The organism is Methylobacterium sp. 174MFSha1.1, from assembly GCF_900116815.1.
Lineage (GTDB): Bacteria > Pseudomonadota > Alphaproteobacteria > Rhizobiales > Beijerinckiaceae > Methylobacterium.
On record NZ_FPCB01000035.1, the window covers coordinates 26,438 to 48,606 of the forward strand.

The window sequence follows — 22,169 nt, forward strand, 5'->3', positions numbered from 1 at the left end:
CCTAGATGCCGTCGAGGTAGCGGCAGGCGGCGGGGCGGCGGATGTCGAGGCCGCCGAGCCGGAAGGCGCCCGGGACCTCGAAGCGCCACGGGCCGGTCTGCCAGGCCGGGAAGAACCGGAACGGCATCGGCAGCCACAGCTTCAGCACGGAGGGGTCGCGGCGATACGCGACCATGCGGGCGGTGCCGCCGGTGCCGGCGGTCTCGAGGGTGCGCACGCCGAAGACCGTCAGGTCTTGGCCCGTCTCCAGGGTGTAGACGTTGTGGCGCCGGATCCAGTCAAGGAGCGTGATCGGGCTCGTCGGGTCGAGGCGGCGCAGGCCGAGGCTCAGCATCTGGTCGTAGGGCAGGAGCAGGGTGTCGGCCATCTCGACCGTGTTCGAGCCGGTGAAGATGCCGATGAGCTGGCCGTTGATGTCGGCGAGCACCTGCTCGGCCGTCTTCTGGGCCCAGAGGGTGCTGCCGCCGGTGCCGGTGGCGGCGGCGCTGCCCACGGTCACGCTCGGATGGTTGAGGAGACCGGAGAAGCCCTTCCCCGCGTCGCCCTGCAGGGCGATCCGGTCGATGAACTCCTCGGAGGCCTGCCGGGCCGCGTCGGCCTTGTCGGCGTCGAGGGTCATGCCGAGGAGCTGGGCCTTGCCGAGCTCCTCGAGATCGTAGCCGTAGCCGATGCCGGCCATGGCGACGGCGGTCTCGTACTGGCGCCGCAGCAGCTCGACCTTCGGCACGTCGGTGGCCGCGCCGTGGACCCAGGTCGCCTGGCCGACCCGGTCGACCGAGAAGTAGGTCACGGTCGGCACCCATTCGGGCGCCGCGGTGTCGACCGGCACGAGGCGCGGATAGCGGATCGCCGGGTACTGGTTGCGGTAGACCGCGGGCTCGATGAAGGCCTGCTGGCTGACCAGGAAGGCGAGCGCGCGGGGGGCGTCGGCGAGGAAGGTGCGGGTCATGGGTGGCCTCTCAGTTCAGGCGCAGGCGGACGAGGCCGCCGGCGGCGGCGGAGCTGTCGAACAGGGCGCTCGTGATCGCGGTGTTGCCGGAGGCGGCGGCCGTGACGGCGCCGGCGGCGGTGACGTAGGCCGGGCTGCCTGCGCTCGCGGCCGTCGCGGTGACGACCCAGACGGTGCCGCGCACCATCACCGGCACGGTCTCGCCCCTGGCGAAGAGGTCGGCGCCGGACGGGTTCGGCCGCGCGTTGCGGTCGGCGAGCACGATGCCGCGGAAGACCGCCCCCGAGGCGGCGATGCCGTCGTCGCGGGTGCCCTGGAAGGCGGCTCGGCCGAAGGCGATGCCGTCCTGGGTCTCGACCGTGCGGCTGATCACCGTGGCGGGATCCTGGTCGGCGGCCATGCCCTCGTAGGCGGCGGCGGGCTGGGCGGGGTAGCTGGTCTGGACGGAGGGCATCAGCGGGCTCCTGCGGGTTTCCAGGCGTTGCGGAGGGTCTCGACCATGGCGGCGTGGGCCGCCTCGGGCGTGCGGGCGTCGGCGGTCCGGTGGCGAAGGGCGTCGCGCAGCGGGTCCGGGGCGGGGGGCGGTGCGGTGCGGCGCGGATCGGCGACGGCGACCCGGAAGGCCCCCTCGATCGCGGCGGCGCTCATGGCGGCGGCCTCCGCCTCGCCGAGGGCGCGGGCGACCGCCGCGCGCCGGATCGCCTCGGGATCGAGGCCGGCGGGATCGAAGGCGTCGCCGAGGATGCGGCGGGCCTCGGTCACCAGGGCGCCGCGCGCGGCCGCCAGCGCGTCGAGGGCGGCCGTGTCCGGCACCCGGGCGCGGAGCGCCGCGACCTCGCCGTCGCGCTCGGCCAGGGCCGTCTCGGCGGCCTGCGCCCTTGCCTCGGCCTCGGCGAGGCGCCGGGTCAGGTCCGTATCGCCGATGCGGCATTCCGGTCCCGCGCGCCCCTGCGCCACGATGGCGACGTGGTCGACGACGATCCGGGTCTGGCGGGCGTCGTAGGGCGCGCCGTCCGGGGCGGTGCCGGGGGTCCAGTCGAGGTCGCAGGTATACCCGACCGAGATCTCGCGCCGCCCGGCCTGCACCGCCGCGATCGCCGCGGAATCGGCGAGCAGCATCGGGATGCGGACGTATGCGCCGTCGCGCACCACCTCGTCGCCGACATGGCCCCGCGCCACCCCGCGCCAGGTCCGGGGCGTCACCGCCTCGGGCGGATGGTCGAGGGTGACGGGCTTATGGCCGAAGCTCCGGAGCGATTCCTCGCGGAAGATCTCGTCCGGGTCGCGGTAGATCCTGACCTGGGGCAGGTCGGGCCGCGCGACCTCGTCGCCGCGATAGACCTGGACGTTGCCGGCGCGGGCGGCGCGCGCCTGCACTACCAGGGCGCCGTTGCCGAGCGGGCGTGCGCCCGCGATCTCGGCCGCGGGGCCGAGGCTGAACCTGTCGAAGAGGTGCATGGGGATAGTCTCGCGTGGGAGGTGGGGAAGTGCCTCTCCCGCTCGGGCTTGTCGGTTCACATGCTGGGTCGCGCGCATCTCTCCTCTCCCCGCGGGCGGGGAGAGGGCTTCGGCGACCTTGCGGTCGACGGAGCGAGGCGGCAGCCGAGGGTGAGGGGGTATTCCCGGATGAGCCTCCTCCGGCACCACCCCCTCACCCTCGGCTGCGCCTCGCTGCGTCCCCTGAACGGGGACACAGCCCTCTCCCCGCCCGCGGGGAGAGGAGAAACCTGCGTCTTGTCCGGCGACGTGACCGTGTCGGCCCGCTCGGGAGTGAGGTGGAACTCGGCTCAGCCCGCCGGCCGGCCGAAGGCCGCGGCGATGCCGGGGAAGAGGTCGGCGGAGGAGAGCCAGCCCTCGACGCCGCGGGAGAGGACGTCTGCGGGCACCACGCCCTCGCGGGCGAGCATCGCGGCGGTCTCGGCCTTGAGGCGGCCGATTTCCGCCTTCTCGCGCTCGCTCGCCTGGGCGAGCGGCCGCCAGGCGTAGCGCAGGGCGGGCTCGTCGCGGCCGAGGGCGTCGCGGATCAGGATCCGGTCGAGGCGGGCGATGGCCGGGGTGAGCTCGACGGTCTGACGGGCCGCGACGTGGTCGTGGTAGTTGCGGATGTCGGATTCGCCGGTGGCGTTGAGGCCGGCGGGCGACTGGCCCAGCAGCCGCGTCACCGGGATGTCGGCCGCTCCCGCCGCGACCTGGAGGAAGAGGCGCGCCACCTCCGGCAGGCCCGCGAAGTCGAGCTGCTTCTGCTGGTAGCGCTCGCCCTCCGGCGAGCGGCCGTCGCCTTCGAGCAGCAGCATCCCGAACAGGCCCTTCATCCGGGCCGCGTAGGCGAAGCGCTCGGTGACGAGGCGGGTGCCGTCCTCGGTCGAGAGGGCTTGCGACAGGCCCGGCACCGAGATGATGTCCTGCTTGGCCTCGGGGAGCATCGCGGCGATGTGGGCGGCCGCCGCCGTCGCCTGGTCGATCGCCTCGAGCAACGCCTGGAGCACGCTGTCGCCCCAGCCGTCGCCGACCGCGTCGTCCGGCAGGGCGCCGCCGAGGAGGCGCACCACCCGCGAGGGATGGACCGCCTGCCCGCCGGCGACGGTGTAGCTTCGGGGCTCGCCGAACCACGGCGAGAGCGGGTCGCGCTCGATGCCGCCGGCCTGGATCTGGCCGCGGGGCAGGACGTGGAGGTAGCGCAGGCCCCCCTGCCCGATCGCTTCCGGATCGAGCGGCAGGTCCGGGTCCGGCGCCCCGTCGCCGATCAGGATCGCGGCGCCGCCGTGCAGGCGCGCGAGGCGCAAGGCCCGCAGCAGGCGGTCGCGAAGCCCCAGGCGCTCCTCGCTCGCCGCCAAAGCCGCCGCGACTTCCGGCGGCGCCTGCCAGGCGCGCCACTCGCGCAGCATGTCGAACGGCACGATGTCGACGACCTTGCGGGCGAGCCAGTTGTCCCGGTAGGCGGCGTCGAGTTCCGCGCGGGCGCGGGGCACGTGGACGTGCAGGTTGCCGGTGCTCTTGTCCCGCGGGCCGCCGAGGCCGGAGACGAGGTTGGCGAGGCGGTCGGCGATCCACATCACAGGACTCCGAGCAGGCCGTATCCCGGCCGGGCCAGCGCCGCGAAGGCGCGCGAGAGGGCGTCGACCTGGTCGAGGAAGGCGCCGTTGGGGAAGGTGCAGAGCTCGTCGAGGAAGGCCTCGTTCCAGGGCCCGGCGACGAGGTGCAGGTTGCCGGCCTCGGCCTGGGCCGAGACCGGGGCGGCGCGGGTCGCCTTGTCGCCGCTCTCAGGGGAGGCCCGCGCGTCGTAGCCGGCGAGCCGCCCGACGAGGTACTGCGCCTGCGCCTTGCCGGCCTGGCCGGGATCCTGCGGCAGCGAGATCCGGCAGGAGGGCCCGTCCTCCGCCGCGGTGGCGCGGATCAGCCGCTCGACGCCCCCGGCCGAGAGCCGGTCGCGGCGCACGTCGACGACGTAGAGATGCCCGTCGGGCGCGCGGGCGAGCTTGACGCCGGCGGTGTAGTCCGGCTGCCGTCCGCCTCTGGGCACGCTCGCCGCGAGGTCCCAGGCCCGGACGGTGGCGCAGCCGGCGGGAACGGCCCGCACGAGGGTGAACCAGCCGCGCTTGAACAGGCCGCCGTCCCGGGGCGCCGGGCGCTGCTGGTACTGGCCGGCCGCCGCGTACTCGCCCATCGCGGCCTTGTCGCGCTCCACGGCCTCCCGGGGAAAGCGGGACGGAAACAGGAGCTCGCCCGCCTCCCGACGGGGATCCGTAAAGCCGATCCGGGTGGCGCAGGCGCGCTCCGGCTCGAACTCCATCGGCAGCATCAGGTGGTCGTAGCCGAGGCTCTTCGCCAGGATCACGCCCGACAGGTCGCGCTCGTGCAGCCTTTGCATGATGACGACGATCGCCGAGCGGACCGGGTCGTTGAGGCGGGTCGGCACCGCCTCCAGGAACCATTGCGCGACCCCCTCGCGCACCCGCTCGGAATTGGCGCCGTCGACCGAGATCGGATCGTCGAGGATCACCCGGTCACCGCGCGAGCCGGTGATCGAGCCGGCCGAGACTGCCTCGCGTAAGCCCGTCGCTGTGGTTTCGAACCGGCCCTTGCGGTTCTGGTCGCGGGTGAGCCGCACCCGGTCGCCCCAGAGCGCCCGGTACCAGGGCGAGGTGATCAGGCGCCGGGTGCGCAGGTTGTCGCGGAGCGCCAGCCGCTCGGTGTGCGAGACCGCGACGGTGCGCAAGGCGGGGCGGTTCTTCGGCCCCCATTCCCAGGCCGGCCAGAACACCCCGGCGAGCAGGCTCTTCATCGTGCCGGGGGGCACGTTGATCAGGAGCCGGGTGATCGTGCCGGCGCTCACCGCTTCGAGATGGGCGCAGACCGCGTCGATATGCCAGCCATGCACGTAGGCGCTGCCCGGCTCGATCACCGGCCAGGCCCGGCGCACGAAGCCCGCCAGGCTCTCCTCGCTATCGAGCCGGTCGAGCGCGCGGATCAGGGCCGGCGGGTCGTCCAGCCAAATTTGCGGCATCGAGGCTTGCGGCATCGAGGGGCCGGGCGTGGGACAGGCGCTCGGCGATGGCCCGGAGCTGGGCCCGCTGCCCCTCGTCGAGGAGGCGGATGGCGGCGTCCGTGTCGGGGATCGCGGTGTCGTCACGGTTTTTCGCATCTCCCTTGCCGTCGAGGTCCCAGGCCTGCCGCTCCAGGGCGATCCACAGCCGCGCCGCCGCGGCGAGGTCGCGCAATGCCGCGACGCGCTTCTGCAGCGCCGCCGCGCGGGACAGCCCGCTCTCCTCCGCGCCGTCGTCGAGCCCGGACTCCTCCGCGATGGCGGATTGGAGGTCGTCGAGGAGCTGCAGGGTGAGGGCGGCGCCCTGCGCCACCACGATGCGGTGGCCGCCGAGCACGTCGACCGGACGCGTCAGGCCAGGAAGGGGCTTGCTCGAAGGGACATCGTGAGTGGGGCCGTCATCCGGGACCGCGGCGACCGGCGGACCGGTCGGGGCGTCGCGTGCCCATTCCTCCGCCCGCGCCCGGCGCCGGAGCGTCGCCGGGCTGATGCCGAAGCGGCGCGCGATCGCCGGTCCGGCTCCCGGCTCGGCCCGGTAGGCCGCCGCGATGTCCGCCCAGTCGACGACCCGCCGTGTCGAAACCCCTCTCGTCGCGTGCGTCCGGGTCGGCAGCTTGCTGGCCATGTCGCCTCGTCGGGAGATGGGAGGCGCTAGAGCACTTCGCGATTGCGTTGCAATCGCGAAGTGCTCTAGCTCTTTGATTTTGCAGCATTTTATGCGACGAACCGGTATCCACTTCGTCGGAAAATGCTCCAAGGCGGGCCCGTGGCCGCCGGCGGCCGGAGGCCGTCGGGCACGCGCCGCCCTTCGCCTCGGTGATGCCGTGGGCCGGGTCCGGGGACACATCCCCGCATGGCGGGGCAGTCGAGCAGCCACCTCCCTCGCAGGGCAGGCCGCAGACCCGGATAACCTGAAACCCTTGTACCCGCCCCGCCGATGTTCGTCAAATGTTCTCTTCGGCGGGGCGCAACTTTTTTCGGAGTCTCAGTCCCGGGCGATCTGGTCCTCGTCGAGCAGCACCGGGGTCTCGCGCCCGAACAGCGACAGGGCGACCCGGTAGCGCCGGCGGGCCGGATCGGCCTCCTCGACCCTGCCGCGTAAAGCCGCGAGCGGTCCGGCCGTGACCCGCACGTCGTCGCCGAGGGCGAAGAGCAAAGCCGACACCGCCTCCTCGTCGCGGCCCTCCGCATCGCCGCCATGCCCGGTGATCGCGTCGGCGAAGGCCTGGAGCACGGACGGCGCGATGACGACGGCGCGCCCGTCGCGAAAGAGCACGCGGGCGATGCCCGGATGGCCCTCGACCCGCGCGAGGTCGTCGTCGTCGCGCAACCCGACGAAGAGCGTGCGGTGCAGGAGCGGCACCCGGGCGGTGCGGCGGCGGCCCGTGGGCGAGGTCAGCTCGACCTCCTCGCGCGGCTCGAAGGTGGGGATGCCGGCGGCCTCGCAGTCGCTGGCGGCGCGGGCGGCCCAGCGCGGCCTGGTCTCGGCGACGAGCCAGACCCGGTCGGCCGCCAGCACGATCCGGGCGGGCCGGACCCGCCGGCGCCGCCGGCGCCGGATCTCGGCGGCGCGGTCGGCCGGCGGGCGGTCATGCGCCAGGGACTCGCGGCGGCGGCGGGCGATGCGGCGCTTCTTCCCGCTCACGCCGCCCTCCCCGGCTGCCGGGCTCCGGTCAGGCCCCGCCGGGGCGATCCGGCGGCGCGTCGGGCGGCGGAAGCCGCTCGCGGGCGGCCTCCCGCGTCAGCGCCTCGGTCGCGCGCACGATCCGGGCACGCACCAGCAGGAACAGGCCGACCCCCGCGGCGAGGGTCCAGAGCACGATCAGGGCAACCTTCATGCGCCCCTCCTGCACCGGCACGGCCCGCCGCGCGAGCGCCTTCGTCCCAGGCGCGACGTCTCTTCCGGCCGGCGCACGCCCGTTGCGGCGATTCGCCGCCGGGACGTCCGGGGAGGCATCGGGCCGGATCGACCATCTCCCTCCCGACGTTGCGCCACGAGGCGGCCGCCGCGTCGGGCGGTCCGCCCCGGGCTGCGAGGAAACGGTGGACCATCGGGGAACTCCCGTAACGAGGGGGTACGGCGCAAGGCTGCCGTTGGGGTAGGATGCATGAGGGGGCGCAGGCGAACGGCGATGCTGGCCCGATCATGGCCCACGTCCATGCGACGTCCTTGCGACCGAAGTCGCTACATGATGTAATGATTTTGCTCAATACCTCAAGTGTTAGGAAAGTTCTCTGAGGTGATCCAGTCGGGAGAGAACCGGGTCCGGGCCGCGCAGGGGGAGCGGCTGCGCCAGGCGCGCATCGCCGCCGGCTACCGCTCGGCGCGGGACGCCGCCCTGCAGAATGCCTGGCCGGAGAGCACCTACCGGGCGCACGAGGCCGGCACCCGGACCGTCGGCCAGGACGATGCCGAGCGCTACGCCGCGCGCTTCCGCCGCGACGGCGTCCAGGTCACCGCCAAGGGGCTCCTGTTCGGTGACGACGATGCGCCGGAGCCGCACTCCGAGGTCGATCAGGTCGTCGGCCAGGTGGTGGGGGTGAAGGGATTGATCAGCGCCGGCGGCTTGATCGACACCGGGGACGAGCAGCCCGGGCCGGACGGCGACCTGTTCCGGATCACGGTGCCGTTCCCGGTGCCGCCCGGCACCATCGCGTTCCGGGTCGCCGGCCTGTCGATGTATCCGAAATACGAGCCGGACGACGTGGTGCTCTGCGCCGAGGCGGGCGAGAGCCCGGAGCGGCTGCTCGACCTCTACGCCGCGGTGGCGACGGTGGAGGGGCACCGCTTCCTGAAGAAGATCCTGCGCGGCTCGCAGCGGGGCTCCTATCACCTGGAGAGCCACAACGCCCCGCTGATGCCCGATCGCCGCCTGGTCTGGGCCTCGGGCATCATCAGCACCGTGCACGCGCAAGCCTGGAGCCGGTTCTGCGCCGGATCCAAATCCGCCGGCGCCAAGTTTATCGGTAGCAAGTTTGTCGGGAGCAAGCCGGACGGATAGAAGCCCGGCGGGGACGAGGATCGCTGCGTCGTGCAGCGATCCGGTCAATCCGCCTGCGCGACCCGGGCCGTGCGGCGCTGCGCGGTCCAGCGGCCGGAACAGAGGGCGGAGACGTTCCAGGTGCCGGAGCCGGTATTGGCCTGGAGCCGGCCCGAGGCGGCGCCGCTGGTCGAGCCGTGGCGGACGGTGAGGCCGACCTGGCCGTCCGACCCGATGCGCCCGCTCACCGTCGCACCGCCCTCGCCCGTCGAAGCCACCCGCACGTCGCCGTCGGCGATCGCGAGGGAGACAGTGTAGCGGCTGTCGCACATCCCCGATTCGGTGACGAGCTGCACCGACCAGGTGCCGTTGAATCCCCGCCCTTCCGCGGCCGCCGGCAGCAGGCTGGCCGGCAGGGCGGCGCACAGGACGAGAGCGGCGACGGACGACTTGAGCATGGGACCCCCGATGATTGGTCGAGCCCGGCCGGATGGACGAGGCCGGCTCGCTTCCTGACGCGTGGCGGATCGGTGCGGCGTGACCGCAACCGCCCGCTGCGCGAGCCTTCGCGGTCGCGCGCTGGACGAGAAGCGATGTGGATGAGGGATCATTAACACAGGCAGAACGGCAGCAATATGGCGCGGCACAGCACGCCTGCCGGCCGATCGACTGGGCCGTGGCCGCGCTTGCTTGCCGACTTGCTGCACGGTGACTTGCTGCGCGGCGATCGGCCGGACGAAGACTTGGCCGTTTCCCGCGCCCGGCTCGCGGTCAGCCCGGCATCGTTGCCGCCATGCGGCGGCGCAGGGCCTCGTCCGGCAGCGGGCCGGTGCCGGCGCGCAGGTTCGCCGCCATGTGGCCGGGATCGGCGGTGCCGGGGATGGCGCAGGTCACCGCCGGGTGGGAGATCACGAATTTCAGCAGGATCTCCGCCCAGGAGGTGCAGCCGATCTCCGCCGCGTAGTCCGGCAGCGGCGTGTGGGCCAGGCGGCGCAGGAGCCCGCCGCCGCCGAAGGGCCGGTTGACCAGCACCGCCACGCCGCGCTCGGCCGCGAGCGGCAGCAGGTGATTCTCGGCCGCCCGGTCGTCGAGGGCGTAGTTGATCTGGAGGACGTCCAGCCGCTCGGCCCGCAACACCGCCTCGACGGCGTCGTAGGCGCTCTCGGTGTAGTGCGAGATGCCGATGTGGCGGATCCGGCCCTCTTCCTTCCAGGCCCGCAGGGTCGGCAGATGGGTGCGCCAGTCGAGCAGGTTGTGGATCTGCATCAGGTCGAGGCGCTCGGTGCGCAGGAGCTGGAACGAGCGCGTCATCTGGGCGATCCCGGCCTCGTGCCCGCTGGTCCAGACCTTGGTGGCGAGAAAAATCTTCTCCCGGGCCTTCAGGTCCGCCACGAGGTCGCCGGTGACGCCCTCGGCGCGGCCGTACATCGGCGAGGAATCGATCACCCGGCCGCCCTGGCCGATCAACGTCGCCACCACCTCGCGCAGGGGCGTCCGCTCGGCGGGCTTGGCGCCCACGTCGAAGCCGCGCCAGGTGCCGAGCCCGATCACCGGCAGGGTCTCGCCGCTCGCCGGGATCGGCCGCCGGTGCAACGGCGTCGCTTGGCTTGTCGCTTGGCTTGTCCCTTGGCCGGCCCCTTGCGCGGCCGCACCGCCGCCGACCGCGGCGGCCAGCGCCGCGCCGAGGAAGCCCTGGCGGGTCAGTCCGTCGTCTCGCGTCATCGCGTCTCTCCCCTGTCGGCGCCGCGCCTGTCGCGAAACGCTCTGGGGCACTCGCCGGTGCCCTTGGCGAAGAAGCGCGAGAAATAGGCTGGGTCGGTGAAGCCGAGGCTGTAGGCGATCTCGGCGATGCCGAGGTCGGAATAGAGCAGGCTCCGCTTGGCCTCGAGCAGGCGGCGCTCGCGGACGATCCGGCCGGGGCTCGCGCCCGTCACCGCCCGGCAGGCGGCGCGCAGCCGCGCCTCGGTCACCCCGAGATCGTCGGCGTAGGCGATCAGCGGCCGCTCGCGGCGGTGATGCGCCTCGACGAGGTCGCGGAAGCGCGCGGTCAGGAGCGCCTGCGGGCCGGGCGGGGCCGGCGGCGCGCGGGTGGCGGCGAGGCGGCGCAGGCCGGCGACGAGGAGCAGCATCAGGTGCGCCTCGACGGCGCCGCGCCGGCCCGGCGCTGCCCAGGCCAGCTCTCGCGCGAGCTCGGCCACGGCCTCCTCGACCGGGCCCGGCTCCGGCAGGGCGAGGGCGGCGGGGCCGGCAAACAAAGCCGACAATTCCGGCTCGCGCCCGCACAGGTCGTGCAGGTAGCGCGCCGAGAGGGTGAGCACCGCCCCCGCGGTGCCGTCGGTGAAGCGGAAGCCGTGGGCGGTGCCGGCCGGGACCGCCAGCAGGCACGGCGCCGCGAAGGCGAAGAGTTCGGCCTCGGCCCGCATCTCCCCGCCGCCCTCGGCGATCAGCAGCACCTGATGCAGGCTCGAATGGACGTGCGGGCGGATGGTCCAGCGGTTCGGGCGGCTGCGATCGTCCAAGGCTTCCAGGTGCAGGAAGCGGTCGTCGGCATCCCGGGGCGCCTCGCCGTAGAGGAAGAAGTGCGGCACCGCAGGGGTTTGGGCGGGATCGAGGCGCATCGCGGGCGGGCCCTGGCGGGACGACTGAGCTGACGAAAAATCCAACTTTTCCCTCGCCCCGTCCATCGTCAACCGGTCCGCCGCGGTTCACCTTCCCGTCACAAGGCAGCCACCGCCGAGACGCTGGCGCCACGAATCGGGAAACGTTCGAGGACACGCACATGCGCACGAAGGTCGCCATCATCGGCGCCGGCCCGGCCGGCCTCTTCCTCGCCCACCTCATGGCCCGCGCCGGGATCGACGCGGTGGTGCTGGAGCGGCGCACCCGCGACTATGTCGAGGGCCGGGTGCGGGCGGGCGTGCTGGAACAGGGCACCGTCGCGCTGATGGAAGAGCTCGGCCTCGACGCGCGGCTCAAGGTCGAGGGCCTGCCCCATACCGGCACCAACCTCGCCTATGACGGCGAGATCTTCCGGATCGACATGGCGGCGCTCACCGGCGGCTCCGCCGTCACGGTCTACGGCCAGCAGGAGGTGATGCGCGACCTGTTCGACGCCGCCGAGCCCCGCGGCGTCCGGATCGTGTTCGAGGCCGAGGACCTGCGGCTCGACGGCCTCACCGGAAATAGCCCGAGCGTGACCTACCGCAAGGACGGGGCCGCCCACACCCTCGCTTGCGACTTCGTCGCGGCCTGCGACGGCTTCCACGGGGTCGGGCGGGCGTCGATCCCTGACGACGTGCTGAAGGTCTACGAGCGGGTCTATCCCTTCGGCTGGCTCGGCATCCTGGCCGAGGTGCCGCCGGTCAACCACGAGCTGATCTACGCCAACCACGCCCGCGGCTTCGCGCTCGCCAGCATGCGCTCCCCCACCCGCAGCCGCTACTACGTCCAGGTCGGCCTCGACGAGCGGATCGAGGACTGGTCTGACGAGCGCTTCTGGGACGAGGTCGAGACCCGCCTCGGGCCCACGGCCTCGGCCGGGCTGGTGCGCGGCCCCTCCTTCGAGAAGAGCATCGCCCCCCTGCGCAGCTTCGTCGCCGAGCCGATGCGCTACGGCCGCCTCTTCCTCGCCGGCGACGCCGCCCACATCGTCCCGCCGACGGGGGCCAAGGGCATGAACCTCGCGGTCTCCGACGTCGCGATGCTCGCCGAGGCGCTCGCCCTGCATTACGCCGACCACGACGCGTCCGGCCTCGACGGCTACTCGGCCCGGGCGCTCGCCCGGGTGTGGAAGGCCGAGCGCTTCAGCTGGTGGTTCACCGGCCTCACCCACCGCTTCCCCGACATGGACGAATTCGCCCGCCGGATGCAGGTGGCGGAGCTCGCCTATATCCGCGGCTCGCGGGCGGCGCAGACGGCGATCGCGGAGAATTACGTCGGGCTGCCGATGGGGTTCGGGCGCGAGGCGGTGGGAGCGTGACCATCGCAGGTGGTCACAGATCCGTTCTCGATTGGCCTCCATCGCTTTCAGCACACACCGCGTCATTCCGGGGCCGCGCAGCGGAGCCCGGAATCCAGACACTCAGGTCGTCGAGAATGTAGCGGAACGCTATCTGCTCTTTCCTGTACCACCGGCGGTTCTGGATTCCGGGCTCCGCTTTCGCGGCCCCGGAATGACCCTGTGGGTGCCAAGATCGTCGAGAAACGTCGTAACGGACCCTCAGCGCGCGGGCTCCGCCGCGACCTCGCCCCAGCTCTTCAGCGGGAAGGCCCGATCGTAGGCGAGGTTGAAGACGAAGGCGTAGGCCACGTAGAAAAGTGCGATCGCAATATCCATGACGAAGGCCTGCATCAGGCCGATCCCGAGATACCAGGCGATCGGCGGCAGCAGGATCACGAGCAAACCCGCCTCGAACAGCACGGCGTGCGCCAGCCGGAGACCCAGGCTCTTGCGGGTGTGCCCGACGAGCCGCTGCATCGCCCGGTCGAAGCCCAGGTTGTAGATGTAGTTCCACGCCGTCGCGGCGACGGCGCTGCCCACTCCGATCACGCCCATCGCGGAGGCGTGCAGCCCGAACAGGATCGTTCCGAGAGGGATGATGAGCGCGAGGCCGACGACCTCGAACAGGAGGGCGTGGCGGATGCGGTCGCGTGTGCTGCGCATGAACGAACTCTTCGACAAAATCGCGTTGGTTCGCCGCCTTCTATCGGCGATACCCCGGGCATCAAGTTGGGACGTATCGGGAAATCAGATAGATGGCCGTCTCGCTCGACCAGCTCCAGGCCTTCGTGGCGGCGGCCGAGGCCGGCTCGTTCTCCGGCGCGGCCCGCGTCCTGCGGAAGGCGCAATCCGCCGTCAGCACGCAGGTGGCGAATCTCGAGACGGATCTGGGGCTCGAACTGTTCAGCCGGGCGGGCCGGAACCCGGTCCTGACACCGGCCGGCGAGCGGCTGCTCCAGGAGGCGCGGGTCGTGCTCGACCGGCGCGAGCACCTGATCGGCGTGGCGAGCAGCCTGGAGCGGCGGGTCGAGAACCGGCTCGTCGTCGCCATCGACGAACTCTATCCCGAGCACGCGCTCGGCGCCCTCTTCGCCGAGTTCGCCCGGGCGTTTCCCTTCGTCGAGCTGGAGCTTCTGTTCCCACTGATGGAGGATGTCAGCCGCATGGTGCAGTCGGGCGCCGCCGATCTCGGGGTGATGTGGCGCCAGGAGGTGCTGCCGACGGAACTCGGCTTCCAGACCATCGGCTGGGTGCCGCTCAAGCTCGTCTGCGGGCGCGACCACCCGCTCGCCCAAACGTCGTCTGCCAAGCCGCGGGTGGAATGGGAGGAGCTGAAGCGCCACCGCCAGATCCTCGTCGCCGCCCGCAGCGACGGGCCGGAGAAGCGCCGCCTGCGGGTTGCCGCCGAGGTGTGGTGGGTCGAGAGCCACTGGGTGATCCTCGAGATGGTGAAGCACGGGATCGGCTGGGCCTTCGTTACCGACCACGTCATCGCCGCCTCCCCGACCGCGCCGTATCTCGTCACGCCGGATCTCCAGTTCGATGAGGGCGACTGGCCGATCGCCCTGGAGCTGGTCTGGCACAAGCAGCGGCCCTGCGGGCCGGCGGCGGCCTGGCTGCGCGAGCGGTTCGCGGCGGAGCGGATCGGTGGTCTCTCGGGGGGTGAGCGGGCGGTCTGAGGACGGGCCCGGGCCGGAGCCTCGTGGTGTCCGGTAGGACGAGGCCGACCCGCGGATGCAGGCGGCGGATCGCAGGCGGTGATCGCGGACGGTCGACGCCGGGCGGCCGCTGCGCGGATCCCGCCCTCGACGATGGGCCGAGGGCGGGATCCGCATCGCTTGGCGTCTCCGATCGACGCGCCTCAGGCCGCCCGCACCCGCGCGAGGAAGCGCTGGACCTCGGTGCCGAGATGCTCGGATTCGCGCGACAGGTCGGAGGCGGAATCCAGCACCTGCCGGGCGGCCGCGCCGGTCCGCTCCGACGCCATTGCCACGCCCGCCACGTTGCCGGTGACCTCCTGGGTGCCGGCCGAGGCCTGCGCCACGTTGCGGACGATCTCCTGCGTCGTCGCTCCCTGTTCCTCGACCGCCGCCGAGATCGTCGCCGTCACCGTGCTGATCTCGCCGATGCGGGTCGTGATCGCGGTGATCGCCCCGACCGCCTGATCGGTGACGACCTGGATCTGGCCGATCTGCTGGCCGATCTCGTCGGTGGCCTTGGCGGTCTGGGTGGCGAGCGCCTTGACCTCGGCGGCGACCACCGCGAAGCCGCGCCCCGCCTCTCCGGCCCTCGCCGCCTCGATCGTTGCGTTGAGGGCCAGGAGGTTGGTCTGCGAGGCGATGGTCGCGATCATCCCGACCATGTCGCCGATCCGGGTCGAGTTGCGCGTCATCTCCTGGACCAGGCGCATGGTCTGGTCCGCCTCGGCCACGGCCCGTCCGGCGAGGTCGGAGGAGGCCACGATCTGGCGGCCGATCTCCTGGACCGAGGAGCCCAGTTCCTCGACCGCCGCCGCCACGGTGTCGACGTTGGTGGCCGCCTGCTCCGCCGCGGACGCCGCGGAGGTCGACTGACCGGCGGTCTCGGTCGCGGTGGCGGTCATGCTCCGCGCGGTGCCCTCGAGGGCGGCGGCCGAGGCCGAGACCTTGGCGACGACGGCGCCCACCGCCTCCTCGAAGGCGTCGGCGACGGCGCGCATCCCGATCCGCCGCTGCTCCTCGGCCGCGAGGCGGGCCTGCTCGGTCTCGCGCTCCAGGGCGCGGCTGCGCTGCATGGTATCGCGAAAAACCTCGAGCGCGGCCGCCATGGCGCCGATCTCGTCGCGGTGACGGGTGCCCGGCACCGCGACGGCGAGATCGCCGTCCGCGATGCGCCGGGTCGCCGTCGCGAGGGCATGGATCCGGCCAGCGATCCAGACCTGCGCGATCGCCGCCCCGACGAGCGTCAGGAGCAGACCGGCGACCGCGAGCGTGCAATGCACCGCGAAGGCCTGCCGGGCCCGCTCCACCTCCGCGTCGGCGGTCGCCGCCGCGGCGTCCATCAGGGCGAGCGCGGTCGCGGCGATCGCCGACTGGCTTCTGGCGGCGTTCTCGAGCCACGCATCCATCGGGGCGACGCTCGGCTTGCGCCCGGCCTCGACGGCGGCCACCGCCTCGGCCCGCTGCGTGCCGAGAGAGCCCTCGAAATACGCGGCGGTGGCGGTCCGATAGGCCGACTGGACCAGGTCGGAGCGGCTGGTCGAGAGCAGCGTCCCGATGAGATCCCAGGTCGTCCGCACCTGGGTCTCCCGGGCGCGCAGGACTGGTCCGTCCGTCGGGAGGGGCAGCCGGTCGCCGGAGAGGAGGATGTTCATCGTCAGCAGCTGCTGGCCGGTCAGGCTCCGGAGGGAACCGATGATCGCCTTCGTGGCGATGGTCGATTCCAGCGCCGGGTCGAGCCGCCTCAGGGCGGTGTCGGTCCGGGTCGACAGCCCGTCGATCAGGGTGAGCACGCGCCCGCCGGCCTCGTTCAGCTGGGTGAACAGGGCCTTGTCCCGGCCGGCCAGGGGCCGGTCGAGGTCGGCGTCGATCCGGCCGCGCAGCGTCCGCCACGAGTCGGCGGCCTGCGCCAGCTCCTCCATGGCTGCGACGAGGGCCGGATCGTCGACGGCCCGCACGGCCGCCGCCGCCTCGCTCAGCGCCTGATCGGCCGGGCCGCGGGATTCCAGTGTCACGCGCCGCGAGACCTGATTCGCCTCCGGCGCGAAGCCGAGGCCGGTCATGCTCCAGCCGCGCTCGCTGCGAAACCACGCCAGACTTTCCAGCATGGCCCGGCTGAGCTTGATGTAGCGATAGGTGAGATGCGCCTTCTGCTTCGATTCGAACGCAGTGCTCAAATTATAGGCGGAAGATACGATGATGATCGCCCCGAAGAGCAATATGACCGTTCCGAGCACATTCCGGACAGTAAGATAGCGCATGTCGCCGCATTCCCCGATACGGCGGACAGGATAGTAATCTTTTGTTGAATATTCCGTTGACGCTGCGGAGCCCTTCGGATCGGGGCGAGTCGGGGGCGTTCGCGAGCAGTTCAGGCGGCGCCGCCCTCCTCCCGGCGGATCAGCTCGCCGGCCACGTCGCCGAGCCGCGGCGCCGGCTCGCGGGTGAACGGCAGCGGCCGGCACACGGCGAGCGCCGCCAGCCCGAACCGCGCCGTCATCAGCCCGTTCAGCACGCCCTCCCCGAGCTTCGCCGAGATCCGCGCCGCGACCCCGAGACCCAGCACCGATTGCACCAGGCTGTCGCCGACCGCGACGCTGCCGGTGACGGCGAGATGGGCGAGCGCCGCCCGGGCGAGGCGCAGGAAGCCGAACAGGCCGGGCCGTCCACCGTAGATGGTGGCGATGCGGCGCAGGAGGCGCACCGCCGCGAAGATCACGAAGCCGACATCGACGATCGCCCGCGGGCTCAGGGCCGTCACCGCCGAGACCTGCTTGGCCGCCTCCGCCACCGCCGCCTTGGCGGCGCGGTCGAGGGAGGCCAGCAGCTCGGCCTCGGCGATGCCGATCCGGTCCTCGACGTCGAGGATCTGGTCGTCGAGGGCGGCGAGCCGCGCCCGCGCGGCGCTCAAGGCCGGGCGCCCGGCATAGAGGCTGGAGAGCTGGCGCACCACGGCCTTGGCGGCGCTGTGGTCGCGGGAGCGGAGCGCGTCGAGGGCTTCCTCGCGCAAGGCCTCGATGCGGCGCTCGCGCAGCACCCCCGCCACCTCGCGCCAGACGATGGCCGCGAGCGCCACCACCGCGACCGCGAGCAGCACCAGGGCGACGATGCCGAGCCAGGGCGCGACGGTGAAGAGGTCGGCGATCAGGCGCTCGATGGCAAGGCCGATGCCGAGGGAGGCCAGGCCCCCGAGGGCCGAGAGCAGCAACGTCGCCCAGGGCGCGCGGGAGCGCGGCGCCACCGGGACGGGCACGCCGTCGGCGGCCTCGACGATCTCGAACGGCTCCTCCACCACCCGCACGCCGTCGGGCAGCGCCGTCTCGGTGCCGGGCGGCGGCGGGGCGGCGATGGCGGTCTCAGGTCCGGCGGGGGGCAGGCGGAAGGCGCGGGGCTTCGGGGTGGGTGTGTTCGTCATCGAGAAGCCCTCAGGCCAGGCGGTCGCCGATCAGGAAGTTCAGGGCGCGGTCGAGACGGATCTGCGGCAGGCGGCCCGGGCGGCCCAGCGCGTCGCGGGAGACCTGGGGCGGGCGGAAGCGCGGGAAGCGCAACGAGCCCGGGGGCACCGCACCCTCCAGCACGGCTTCGGGGCGCTCGGGCAGCTCGCCCGGGAAGATCGCCGCTTCGGTCTCGCCGTCGAAGGTCTCGCCGTCGATGCTCTCGCCCGCCTCCGGCGTGCCGGCCACCGCCCGGAAGGCGCTCGGCCCGTCATGCACCACCGTCTCGCGGGTCGAGCGCACCGAGGCGAGCGCCTGGGTGCTGACATGGGCGCCCGCGGCCTCCGTGCGCCGCAGCGAGCGGGAGACGAGGAGGCGCAGCAGCGCGTCGAGCCGGTCGTGGCTGGAATGATGCAGGTGGTCGGCCTTGGTGGCGGCGAACAGGATCCGGTCGGCCCGCGGCGCGAAGAAGCGCGACAGGATGGTGTTGCGCCCGACCCTGAGGCTCATCAGCACCCGGTCGAGGGCCTCCTCCAGTTCGGCCAGGGCCGCCGCCCCGGCATCGACCGCCGCCAGCACGTCGACGAGGACGATCTGGCGGTCGATGCGCTGGAAATGGTCGCGGAAGAACGGCGTCACCACCCGATGCTTGTAGGCCTCGAAGCGGCGCTGCATCAGCCCCCCCAGGCTGTCGGGATTGACCGGCCCGTCCAGGATCAGCGGCGCGAAGGTCAGGGCCGGCGAGCCCGCGAGGTCGCCCGGCATCAGGAACCGGCCCGGCGGCGTCGTCGCCACCGCCTCGGGGCCGGAGCGCACGGCGGCGAGATAGATCTTGAACGCCTCGCTCGCCCGCTCGGCCACGATCTCGTCGAGGGGCTGGTTCGGATCGAGCGACCGCAGGGAGGCGAGCCAGGGCGCCGCCATCGCGGCGCGGCCGGGGCGCTGGGCCGCAGCGATCGTCTCGCGCGACCAGCCCTCGTAGGTCTGCTCGATGAGGGCGAGATCGAGCAGCCACTCGCCCGGATAGTCGACGATGTCGACCATCAGGCTCGCCGGCCCGGTGCGCCAGCCGCTCTTGCGCTCGTAATCGACCTCCAGGCGCAGCTGGCTGATCCGGTCGGTCGAGCGCGGCCAGCGCCGCGCCTCGGTCAGCGCCGCGAGGTGGTCCTCGTAGGGGAAGCGCGTCACCGCGTCGTCGGGCTGCGGCACCAGGCGGGCCCGGCGCAGGCGGCCCTCCTGCGAGGCGCGGAGCGCCGGCAGCGGGTGGAGGCCGGTGAGCTGGTGCACCAGAGCGGTGGTGAACACCGTTTTCCCCGAGCGGGCGAGGCCGGTGACGCCGAGCCGCACCGTCGGCTGGACCAGGAGGTCGTTGGAGGCCTCCGCCAGGGAGCGGGTGGCCTCGGTGACGGACTTGGCGAGGGAGCCGGCACGTGCGGCGAGGTCGGTCAGGGGCGGCACGCGGTACGCTCTGGCTTCATGTCGCTCCCCGAGGTGGCGCGGGGACCGGCCTTCCGCAAGGGCCTCAGCATCATTCGCCGAAGCGGTCGCCGGTTCGGCGGCAAAACTGATGCAAATACAAGAGGCTAAGCAGAGTCGCCCTGCGGCTCTGCTCAGGGCGCGGCCTCCGCCTGCTGGCGCGCCGCCCCGCGCTCGGCCTCGGCGCGGGCGATCGCCGCGGCGACGAGGGCCGGGCTCGCCCGCAACGCTCCGAGCTCGACCGCGGACATCGCCAGCAGCACCGGGGCGAGGCGCGCGGTGGCGTGGCCGTCGGGGGTGAACAGGCCGAGATCGTCGCCGGGCTTGACGCCGACGCTGCCGGCGATGCGGGCGGCGTAGTTCTGGATCCGGATCTCGTCGGAGCCGCACAGGGGCGCCGGCGGGCGCAAGGCCGGCGGCAGCGCCGAGGCCGGGGCGACGGCCAGCGTCGGCAGGGCCGAAGCCTCCGCGGCGAGCCGCGCCCCGTCGAGGGCCCGCATCGGCTCGATCGCGGCGGGGCGCGCCGTCTCGCCGATGCCGGTGGCGATGGTGGGCAGCGGCGGCGCCCTGACGACGCGCACGGGTTGGCGCGGCTTGCCCTGCATCCGGGCGAGCGCCGACCAGGGCTGGACCCGCAGGGCGTTGCCGGCGACCGGCCGGGCCGCGGCGGTCGGGTGGGCCGGGGCACGGGCGACCCGGCGCGGGGCGCCGCCGCGGCCGTGGCCGGCGAGGAACCGGGCCCGCAAGGTGCGACCGATGCCCTGCGGCGCCAGGGCCGTCAGCGCCGGCGAGGCGGCCCGCGCGGGTGCGGCTCCCCTCACCGGGGCGACGGCGCGCGCCGCGACCGGGCCGGCGCATTCGGCGGGCGCCCAGCGGCGGACGATCGCCAGGGCCGAGCGGCGCCCGTACTCGCCGTAATAGCGCCGCAGCAGCGAGACCGCGGCATCGGCCCCCTGCCCGGCCGTGGCGAAGCCGGTATGGCCCTCCTGGTCGCCGCCGATCTCGCCGTCCCAGCGCGCCCGCTTGATGCACCAGTAATTGTTGAGCTTAACGCAGCGCGCCACGAAGGCCGGATCGCCGGGCGCCGCCCAGGCGGTCCAGGCGAGGGAGAGCGGCAGGAGGCCGTCCTTGGTCTCGCTGCGCCAGTTCGACACCGCCCGCGCCTCGGGCCGGTAGACCGGCATCGCGCGCTCGGGCGCCGCGAGGGCGGAGGCGGCGGCGAGCCCGTCCCCGAGGCGCGCGGCGCCATCCCGCACCAGGGCGGCGGCCGCGTCGGTGGCGGGGCCGGCCGCGAGGCTCAAGGAGAGGAAGGCGGTGAGGATCACGGCACTCGTTACGTGTAGCTGAGGCTTAGCTGTCTCAAGCGATTTCCCAAGCGCTCCGTTCCACCGAGGGAAGCACGGGGCCCCCCTCTCCCCGCGGGCGGGGAGAGGGCTACGGACCCTTGTCGGGTCCGTAGCAAGCGGAGGCGTAGCCGGACCGGAGGTGAGGGGGGCCGGAAGAGGCTCGTCCGGAGACACCCCCTCACCCTCGCGGCGAACCTTGCGGTTCGCAGCTTGCCGCGCCCTCTGAACGAGGGCTCGGCCCTCTCCCCGCCCGCGGGGAGAGGAGAAACCTGCGCCTTATTCTTCCAGTACCCCTCCGCGCTGCTGGGGGGAGAGATACGCACGACCTGTTCGGACATTGCTTCCCGGCTCGGATCGGCGAGCGAAGCCCTACTCGTCCTCGCCGTGCCCCAGGGTCTTCGGGGTCACGAACCGCTCGACCGTGCCCTCCCCGGCCTCGACCTTGCCCCACGAATCCACGGACAGGTCGATCACCGCGACCGCCGCCGTCGGGTACTTCTTGGTCAGGGCCCGCCGCGCCTCGCTCGGTTTGCCGAGGAGCCGGGCGAGGTCCTGGAAGCCCGGATTGTGGCCGATCATCAGGGCGGTCGCGACCTCGTCCGGAATGCTGCGCAGCACGTCGAGCAGGCGCGAGACCGGCGCCTCGTAGATCTGCGGCACGGTCTCGTCCGGCACTGCACCGAGCGCCGGTTTGACGAGGGCCCAGGTCTCCTGCGTGCGCCGGGCCGGCGAGACCAGCACCCGGTCGGGGACCAGCCCCTGCTCGGCCAGGTAGGCGGCCATCTTCGGCGCCGCCTCCTGCCCGCGGGGGGCGAGGGGCCGGTCGACGTCGGATGCGCCGTCCGGCCAGTCGGACTTGGCGTGGCGGAGCAGGATCAGGCGGCGCATCGCTCTAGCGTCCCTCGCGGCGGCTCAGGAAGGCGAGCTTTTCGAACAGCCCGACATCCTGCTCGTTCTTCAGCAGCGCCCCGTGCAGCGGCGGGATCAGCTTGCGGGGATCGCGCTCGCGCAGGGTCTCCGGCCCGATCTCCTCGGCCATCAGGAGCTTCAGCCAGTCGAGCAGTTCCGAGGTCGAGGGCTTCTTCTTCAGCCCCGGCGCCTCGCGCACCTCGAAGAAGACCCGCAGGGCCTCCTCGACCAGGCGATGCTGGATGCCCGGATAGTGCACGTCGACGATCGCCTTCAGCGTGTCGGCGTCCGGGAACTTGATGTAGTGGAAGAAGCAGCGGCGCAGGAAGGCGTCCGGCAGCTCCTTCTCGTTGTTCGAGGTGATGATGACGATGGGGCGGCGCGCCGCCCGCACGGTCTCGCCGGTCTCGTAGACGTGGAACTCCATCCGGTCGAGTTCGAGCAGCAGGTCGTTCGGGAACTCGATGTCGGCCTTGTCGATCTCGTCGATCAGGAGCACCGGCCGCTCGGGGGCGGTGAAGGCGTCCCACAGCTTGCCGCGGCGGATGTAGTTGGCGATGTCGGAGACCCGCGGATCGCCGAGCTGCGAATCGCGCAGGCGCGAGACCGCGTCGTACTCGTAGAGGCCCTGCTGCGCCTTGGTGGTCGACTTGATGTGCCAGGTCAGCAGCGGCGCCCCGAGCCCGCGGGCGATCTCCTCGGCGAGCACGGTCTTGCCGGTGCCCGGCTCGCCCTTGACGAGGAGCGGCCGCTCCAGGGTGATGGCGGCGTTGACCGCGACGGTGAGGTCGCCGGTGGCGACGTAGCTCTCGGTTCCGGAAAAGCGCATCGGGC

At 72.9% G+C, this 22,169-nt stretch carries 21 protein-coding genes; 3 read left to right on the forward strand and 18 right to left on the reverse strand.

The genetic code is table 11. The features are described from left to right. Nucleotide 1 precedes the first annotated feature (1 nt). From BM430_RS26095 to BM430_RS34870, 8 genes are all read right to left on the reverse strand, one after another. Nucleotides 2-949 (reverse strand): DUF2184 domain-containing protein, encoded by a 948-nt coding sequence (locus BM430_RS26095; RefSeq protein WP_093570157.1) that lies wholly within the window; start codon nucleotides 947-949, stop codon nucleotides 2-4. Nucleotides 950-959: 10 nt separating this feature from the next. Then, on the reverse strand, nucleotides 960-1,403 hold the full coding sequence (locus BM430_RS26100) for a structural cement protein Gp24 (protein WP_093570158.1): 444 nt from the start codon (nucleotides 1,401-1,403) through the stop codon (nucleotides 960-962). Then, nucleotides 1,403-2,407, reverse strand: coding sequence for a DUF2213 domain-containing protein (locus BM430_RS26105; protein ID WP_093570159.1), 1,005 nt, complete (start codon nucleotides 2,405-2,407; stop codon nucleotides 1,403-1,405). The genes BM430_RS26100 and BM430_RS26105 overlap by 1 nt, the downstream gene beginning before the upstream one ends. Before the next feature lie 329 nt (nucleotides 2,408-2,736). After that, nucleotides 2,737-4,002 (reverse strand): DUF1073 domain-containing protein, encoded by a 1,266-nt coding sequence (locus tag BM430_RS26110; protein ID WP_093570160.1) that lies wholly within the window; start codon nucleotides 4,000-4,002, stop codon nucleotides 2,737-2,739. Beyond that, nucleotides 4,002-5,453 carry a phage terminase large subunit gene (terL, locus tag BM430_RS26115; RefSeq protein ID WP_244539668.1) on the reverse strand — a complete coding sequence of 484 codons (1,452 nt, stop codon included), beginning with the start codon at nucleotides 5,451-5,453 and terminating at the stop codon, nucleotides 4,002-4,004. The genes BM430_RS26110 and terL overlap by 1 nt, the downstream gene beginning before the upstream one ends. After that, nucleotides 5,392-6,117 (reverse strand): hypothetical protein, encoded by a 726-nt coding sequence (locus tag BM430_RS26120; protein WP_177303180.1) that lies wholly within the window; start codon nucleotides 6,115-6,117, stop codon nucleotides 5,392-5,394. Before BM430_RS26120 ends, terL begins: the two co-directional genes overlap by 62 nt. A gap of 360 nt (nucleotides 6,118-6,477) precedes the next feature. Beyond that, nucleotides 6,478-7,137, reverse strand: a complete 660-nt coding sequence (locus BM430_RS26125; RefSeq protein ID WP_093570161.1) for a transcription termination/antitermination protein NusG — start codon at nucleotides 7,135-7,137, stop codon at nucleotides 6,478-6,480. Between the two features lie 28 nt (nucleotides 7,138-7,165). Beyond that, complete coding sequence (locus tag BM430_RS34870) at nucleotides 7,166-7,330, reverse strand: hypothetical protein (protein ID WP_177303175.1); 165 nt, start codon at nucleotides 7,328-7,330, stop codon at nucleotides 7,166-7,168. Nucleotides 7,331-7,732: 402 nt separating this feature from the next. Between BM430_RS34870 and BM430_RS26130 the strand changes: the two genes are divergently transcribed. Further along, complete coding sequence (locus BM430_RS26130; protein ID WP_244539669.1) at nucleotides 7,733-8,494, forward strand: LexA family transcriptional regulator; 762 nt, start codon at nucleotides 7,733-7,735, stop codon at nucleotides 8,492-8,494. Between the two features lie 44 nt (nucleotides 8,495-8,538). Here BM430_RS26130 and BM430_RS26135 read toward each other — a convergent pair whose 3' ends face one another. From BM430_RS26135 to BM430_RS26145, 3 genes are all read right to left on the reverse strand, one after another. Continuing rightward, a complete protein-coding gene (locus tag BM430_RS26135) occupies nucleotides 8,539-8,931 on the reverse strand; it encodes a hypothetical protein (RefSeq protein WP_093570162.1) in 393 nt (130 codons plus the stop codon). A gap of 313 nt (nucleotides 8,932-9,244) precedes the next feature. Beyond that, entirely contained in the window at nucleotides 9,245-10,195 is a 951-nt protein-coding gene (locus BM430_RS26140; protein ID WP_093570163.1) for an aldo/keto reductase, read from the reverse strand. Then, the gene (locus BM430_RS26145) at nucleotides 10,192-11,091 is read right to left on the reverse strand and encodes a helix-turn-helix domain-containing protein (protein WP_093570164.1); all 900 of its coding nucleotides are present in this window, start codon (nucleotides 11,089-11,091) and stop codon (nucleotides 10,192-10,194) included. The genes BM430_RS26140 and BM430_RS26145 overlap by 4 nt, the downstream gene beginning before the upstream one ends. Before the next feature lie 161 nt (nucleotides 11,092-11,252). Between BM430_RS26145 and pobA the strand changes: the two genes are divergently transcribed. Next, the gene (gene pobA, locus BM430_RS26150) at nucleotides 11,253-12,452 is read left to right on the forward strand and encodes a 4-hydroxybenzoate 3-monooxygenase (protein WP_093570165.1); all 1,200 of its coding nucleotides are present in this window, start codon (nucleotides 11,253-11,255) and stop codon (nucleotides 12,450-12,452) included. 240 nt (nucleotides 12,453-12,692) lie between these two features. Here pobA and BM430_RS26155 read toward each other — a convergent pair whose 3' ends face one another. Beyond that, complete coding sequence (locus tag BM430_RS26155) at nucleotides 12,693-13,136, reverse strand: PACE efflux transporter (protein WP_093570166.1); 444 nt, start codon at nucleotides 13,134-13,136, stop codon at nucleotides 12,693-12,695. 92 nt (nucleotides 13,137-13,228) lie between these two features. On the opposite strand from BM430_RS26155, the gene BM430_RS26160 reads away from it, so the two are divergent. Further along, complete coding sequence (locus BM430_RS26160; protein ID WP_093570167.1) at nucleotides 13,229-14,152, forward strand: LysR family transcriptional regulator; 924 nt, start codon at nucleotides 13,229-13,231, stop codon at nucleotides 14,150-14,152. Nucleotides 14,153-14,334: 182 nt separating this feature from the next. Here the strand turns inward: BM430_RS26160 and BM430_RS26165 are convergent, their stop codons facing one another. The 6 genes from BM430_RS26165 to BM430_RS26190 all read right to left on the reverse strand — a co-directional run bounded on the left by BM430_RS26165 (nucleotide 14,335) and on the right by BM430_RS26190 (nucleotide 22,164). Next, nucleotides 14,335-16,347, reverse strand: coding sequence for a methyl-accepting chemotaxis protein (locus BM430_RS26165; RefSeq protein ID WP_143132135.1), 2,013 nt, complete (start codon nucleotides 16,345-16,347; stop codon nucleotides 14,335-14,337). A gap of 194 nt (nucleotides 16,348-16,541) precedes the next feature. After that, the gene (locus BM430_RS26170) at nucleotides 16,542-17,585 is read right to left on the reverse strand and encodes a YcjF family protein (RefSeq protein WP_093570169.1); all 1,044 of its coding nucleotides are present in this window, start codon (nucleotides 17,583-17,585) and stop codon (nucleotides 16,542-16,544) included. A gap of 10 nt (nucleotides 17,586-17,595) precedes the next feature. Further along, nucleotides 17,596-19,062: a YcjX family GTP-binding protein gene (locus BM430_RS26175; protein ID WP_093570170.1), complete on the reverse strand. Its 1,467-nt coding sequence runs from the start codon at nucleotides 19,060-19,062 to the stop codon at nucleotides 17,596-17,598. A 152-nt stretch (nucleotides 19,063-19,214) separates the two neighbouring features. After that, the gene (locus BM430_RS26180; RefSeq protein WP_093570171.1) at nucleotides 19,215-20,405 is read right to left on the reverse strand and encodes a hypothetical protein; all 1,191 of its coding nucleotides are present in this window, start codon (nucleotides 20,403-20,405) and stop codon (nucleotides 19,215-19,217) included. A gap of 390 nt (nucleotides 20,406-20,795) precedes the next feature. Beyond that, a complete protein-coding gene (locus tag BM430_RS26185) occupies nucleotides 20,796-21,314 on the reverse strand; it encodes a SixA phosphatase family protein (protein WP_093570172.1) in 519 nt (172 codons plus the stop codon). Nucleotides 21,315-21,318: 4 nt separating this feature from the next. Beyond that, on the reverse strand, nucleotides 21,319-22,164 hold the full coding sequence (locus BM430_RS26190) for an AAA family ATPase (RefSeq protein WP_093570173.1): 846 nt from the start codon (nucleotides 22,162-22,164) through the stop codon (nucleotides 21,319-21,321). Nucleotides 22,165-22,169: the final 5 nt, after the last annotated feature.

Coding starts and splice junctions, on each gene's coding strand:
- BM430_RS26190 (WP_093570173.1), bottom strand. CDS start 22,164: ATGCGCTTTTCCGGAACCGAGAGCTACGTCGCCACCGGCGACCTCACC.
- terL (WP_244539668.1), bottom strand. CDS start 5,453: ATGCCGCAAATTTGGCTGGACGACCCGCCGGCCCTGATCCGCGCGCTC.
- BM430_RS26140 (WP_093570163.1), bottom strand. CDS start 10,195: ATGACGCGAGACGACGGACTGACCCGCCAGGGCTTCCTCGGCGCGGCG.
- pobA (WP_093570165.1), top strand. CDS start 11,253: ATGCGCACGAAGGTCGCCATCATCGGCGCCGGCCCGGCCGGCCTCTTC.
- BM430_RS26160 (WP_093570167.1), top strand. CDS start 13,229: ATGGCCGTCTCGCTCGACCAGCTCCAGGCCTTCGTGGCGGCGGCCGAG.
- BM430_RS26170 (WP_093570169.1), bottom strand. CDS start 17,585: ATGACGAACACACCCACCCCGAAGCCCCGCGCCTTCCGCCTGCCCCCC.
- BM430_RS26185 (WP_093570172.1), bottom strand. CDS start 21,314: ATGCGCCGCCTGATCCTGCTCCGCCACGCCAAGTCCGACTGGCCGGAC.
- BM430_RS26105 (WP_093570159.1), bottom strand. CDS start 2,407: ATGCACCTCTTCGACAGGTTCAGCCTCGGCCCCGCGGCCGAGATCGCG.
- BM430_RS26095 (WP_093570157.1), bottom strand. CDS start 949: ATGACCCGCACCTTCCTCGCCGACGCCCCCCGCGCGCTCGCCTTCCTG.
- BM430_RS26145 (WP_093570164.1), bottom strand. CDS start 11,091: ATGCGCCTCGATCCCGCCCAAACCCCTGCGGTGCCGCACTTCTTCCTC.
- BM430_RS34870 (WP_177303175.1), bottom strand. CDS start 7,330: ATGAAGGTTGCCCTGATCGTGCTCTGGACCCTCGCCGCGGGGGTCGGC.
- BM430_RS26135 (WP_093570162.1), bottom strand. CDS start 8,931: ATGCTCAAGTCGTCCGTCGCCGCTCTCGTCCTGTGCGCCGCCCTGCCG.
- BM430_RS26110 (WP_093570160.1), bottom strand. CDS start 4,002: ATGTGGATCGCCGACCGCCTCGCCAACCTCGTCTCCGGCCTCGGCGGC.
- BM430_RS26120 (WP_177303180.1), bottom strand. CDS start 6,117: ATGGCCAGCAAGCTGCCGACCCGGACGCACGCGACGAGAGGGGTTTCG.
- BM430_RS26100 (WP_093570158.1), bottom strand. CDS start 1,403: ATGCCCTCCGTCCAGACCAGCTACCCCGCCCAGCCCGCCGCCGCCTAC.
- BM430_RS26155 (WP_093570166.1), bottom strand. CDS start 13,136: ATGCGCAGCACACGCGACCGCATCCGCCACGCCCTCCTGTTCGAGGTC.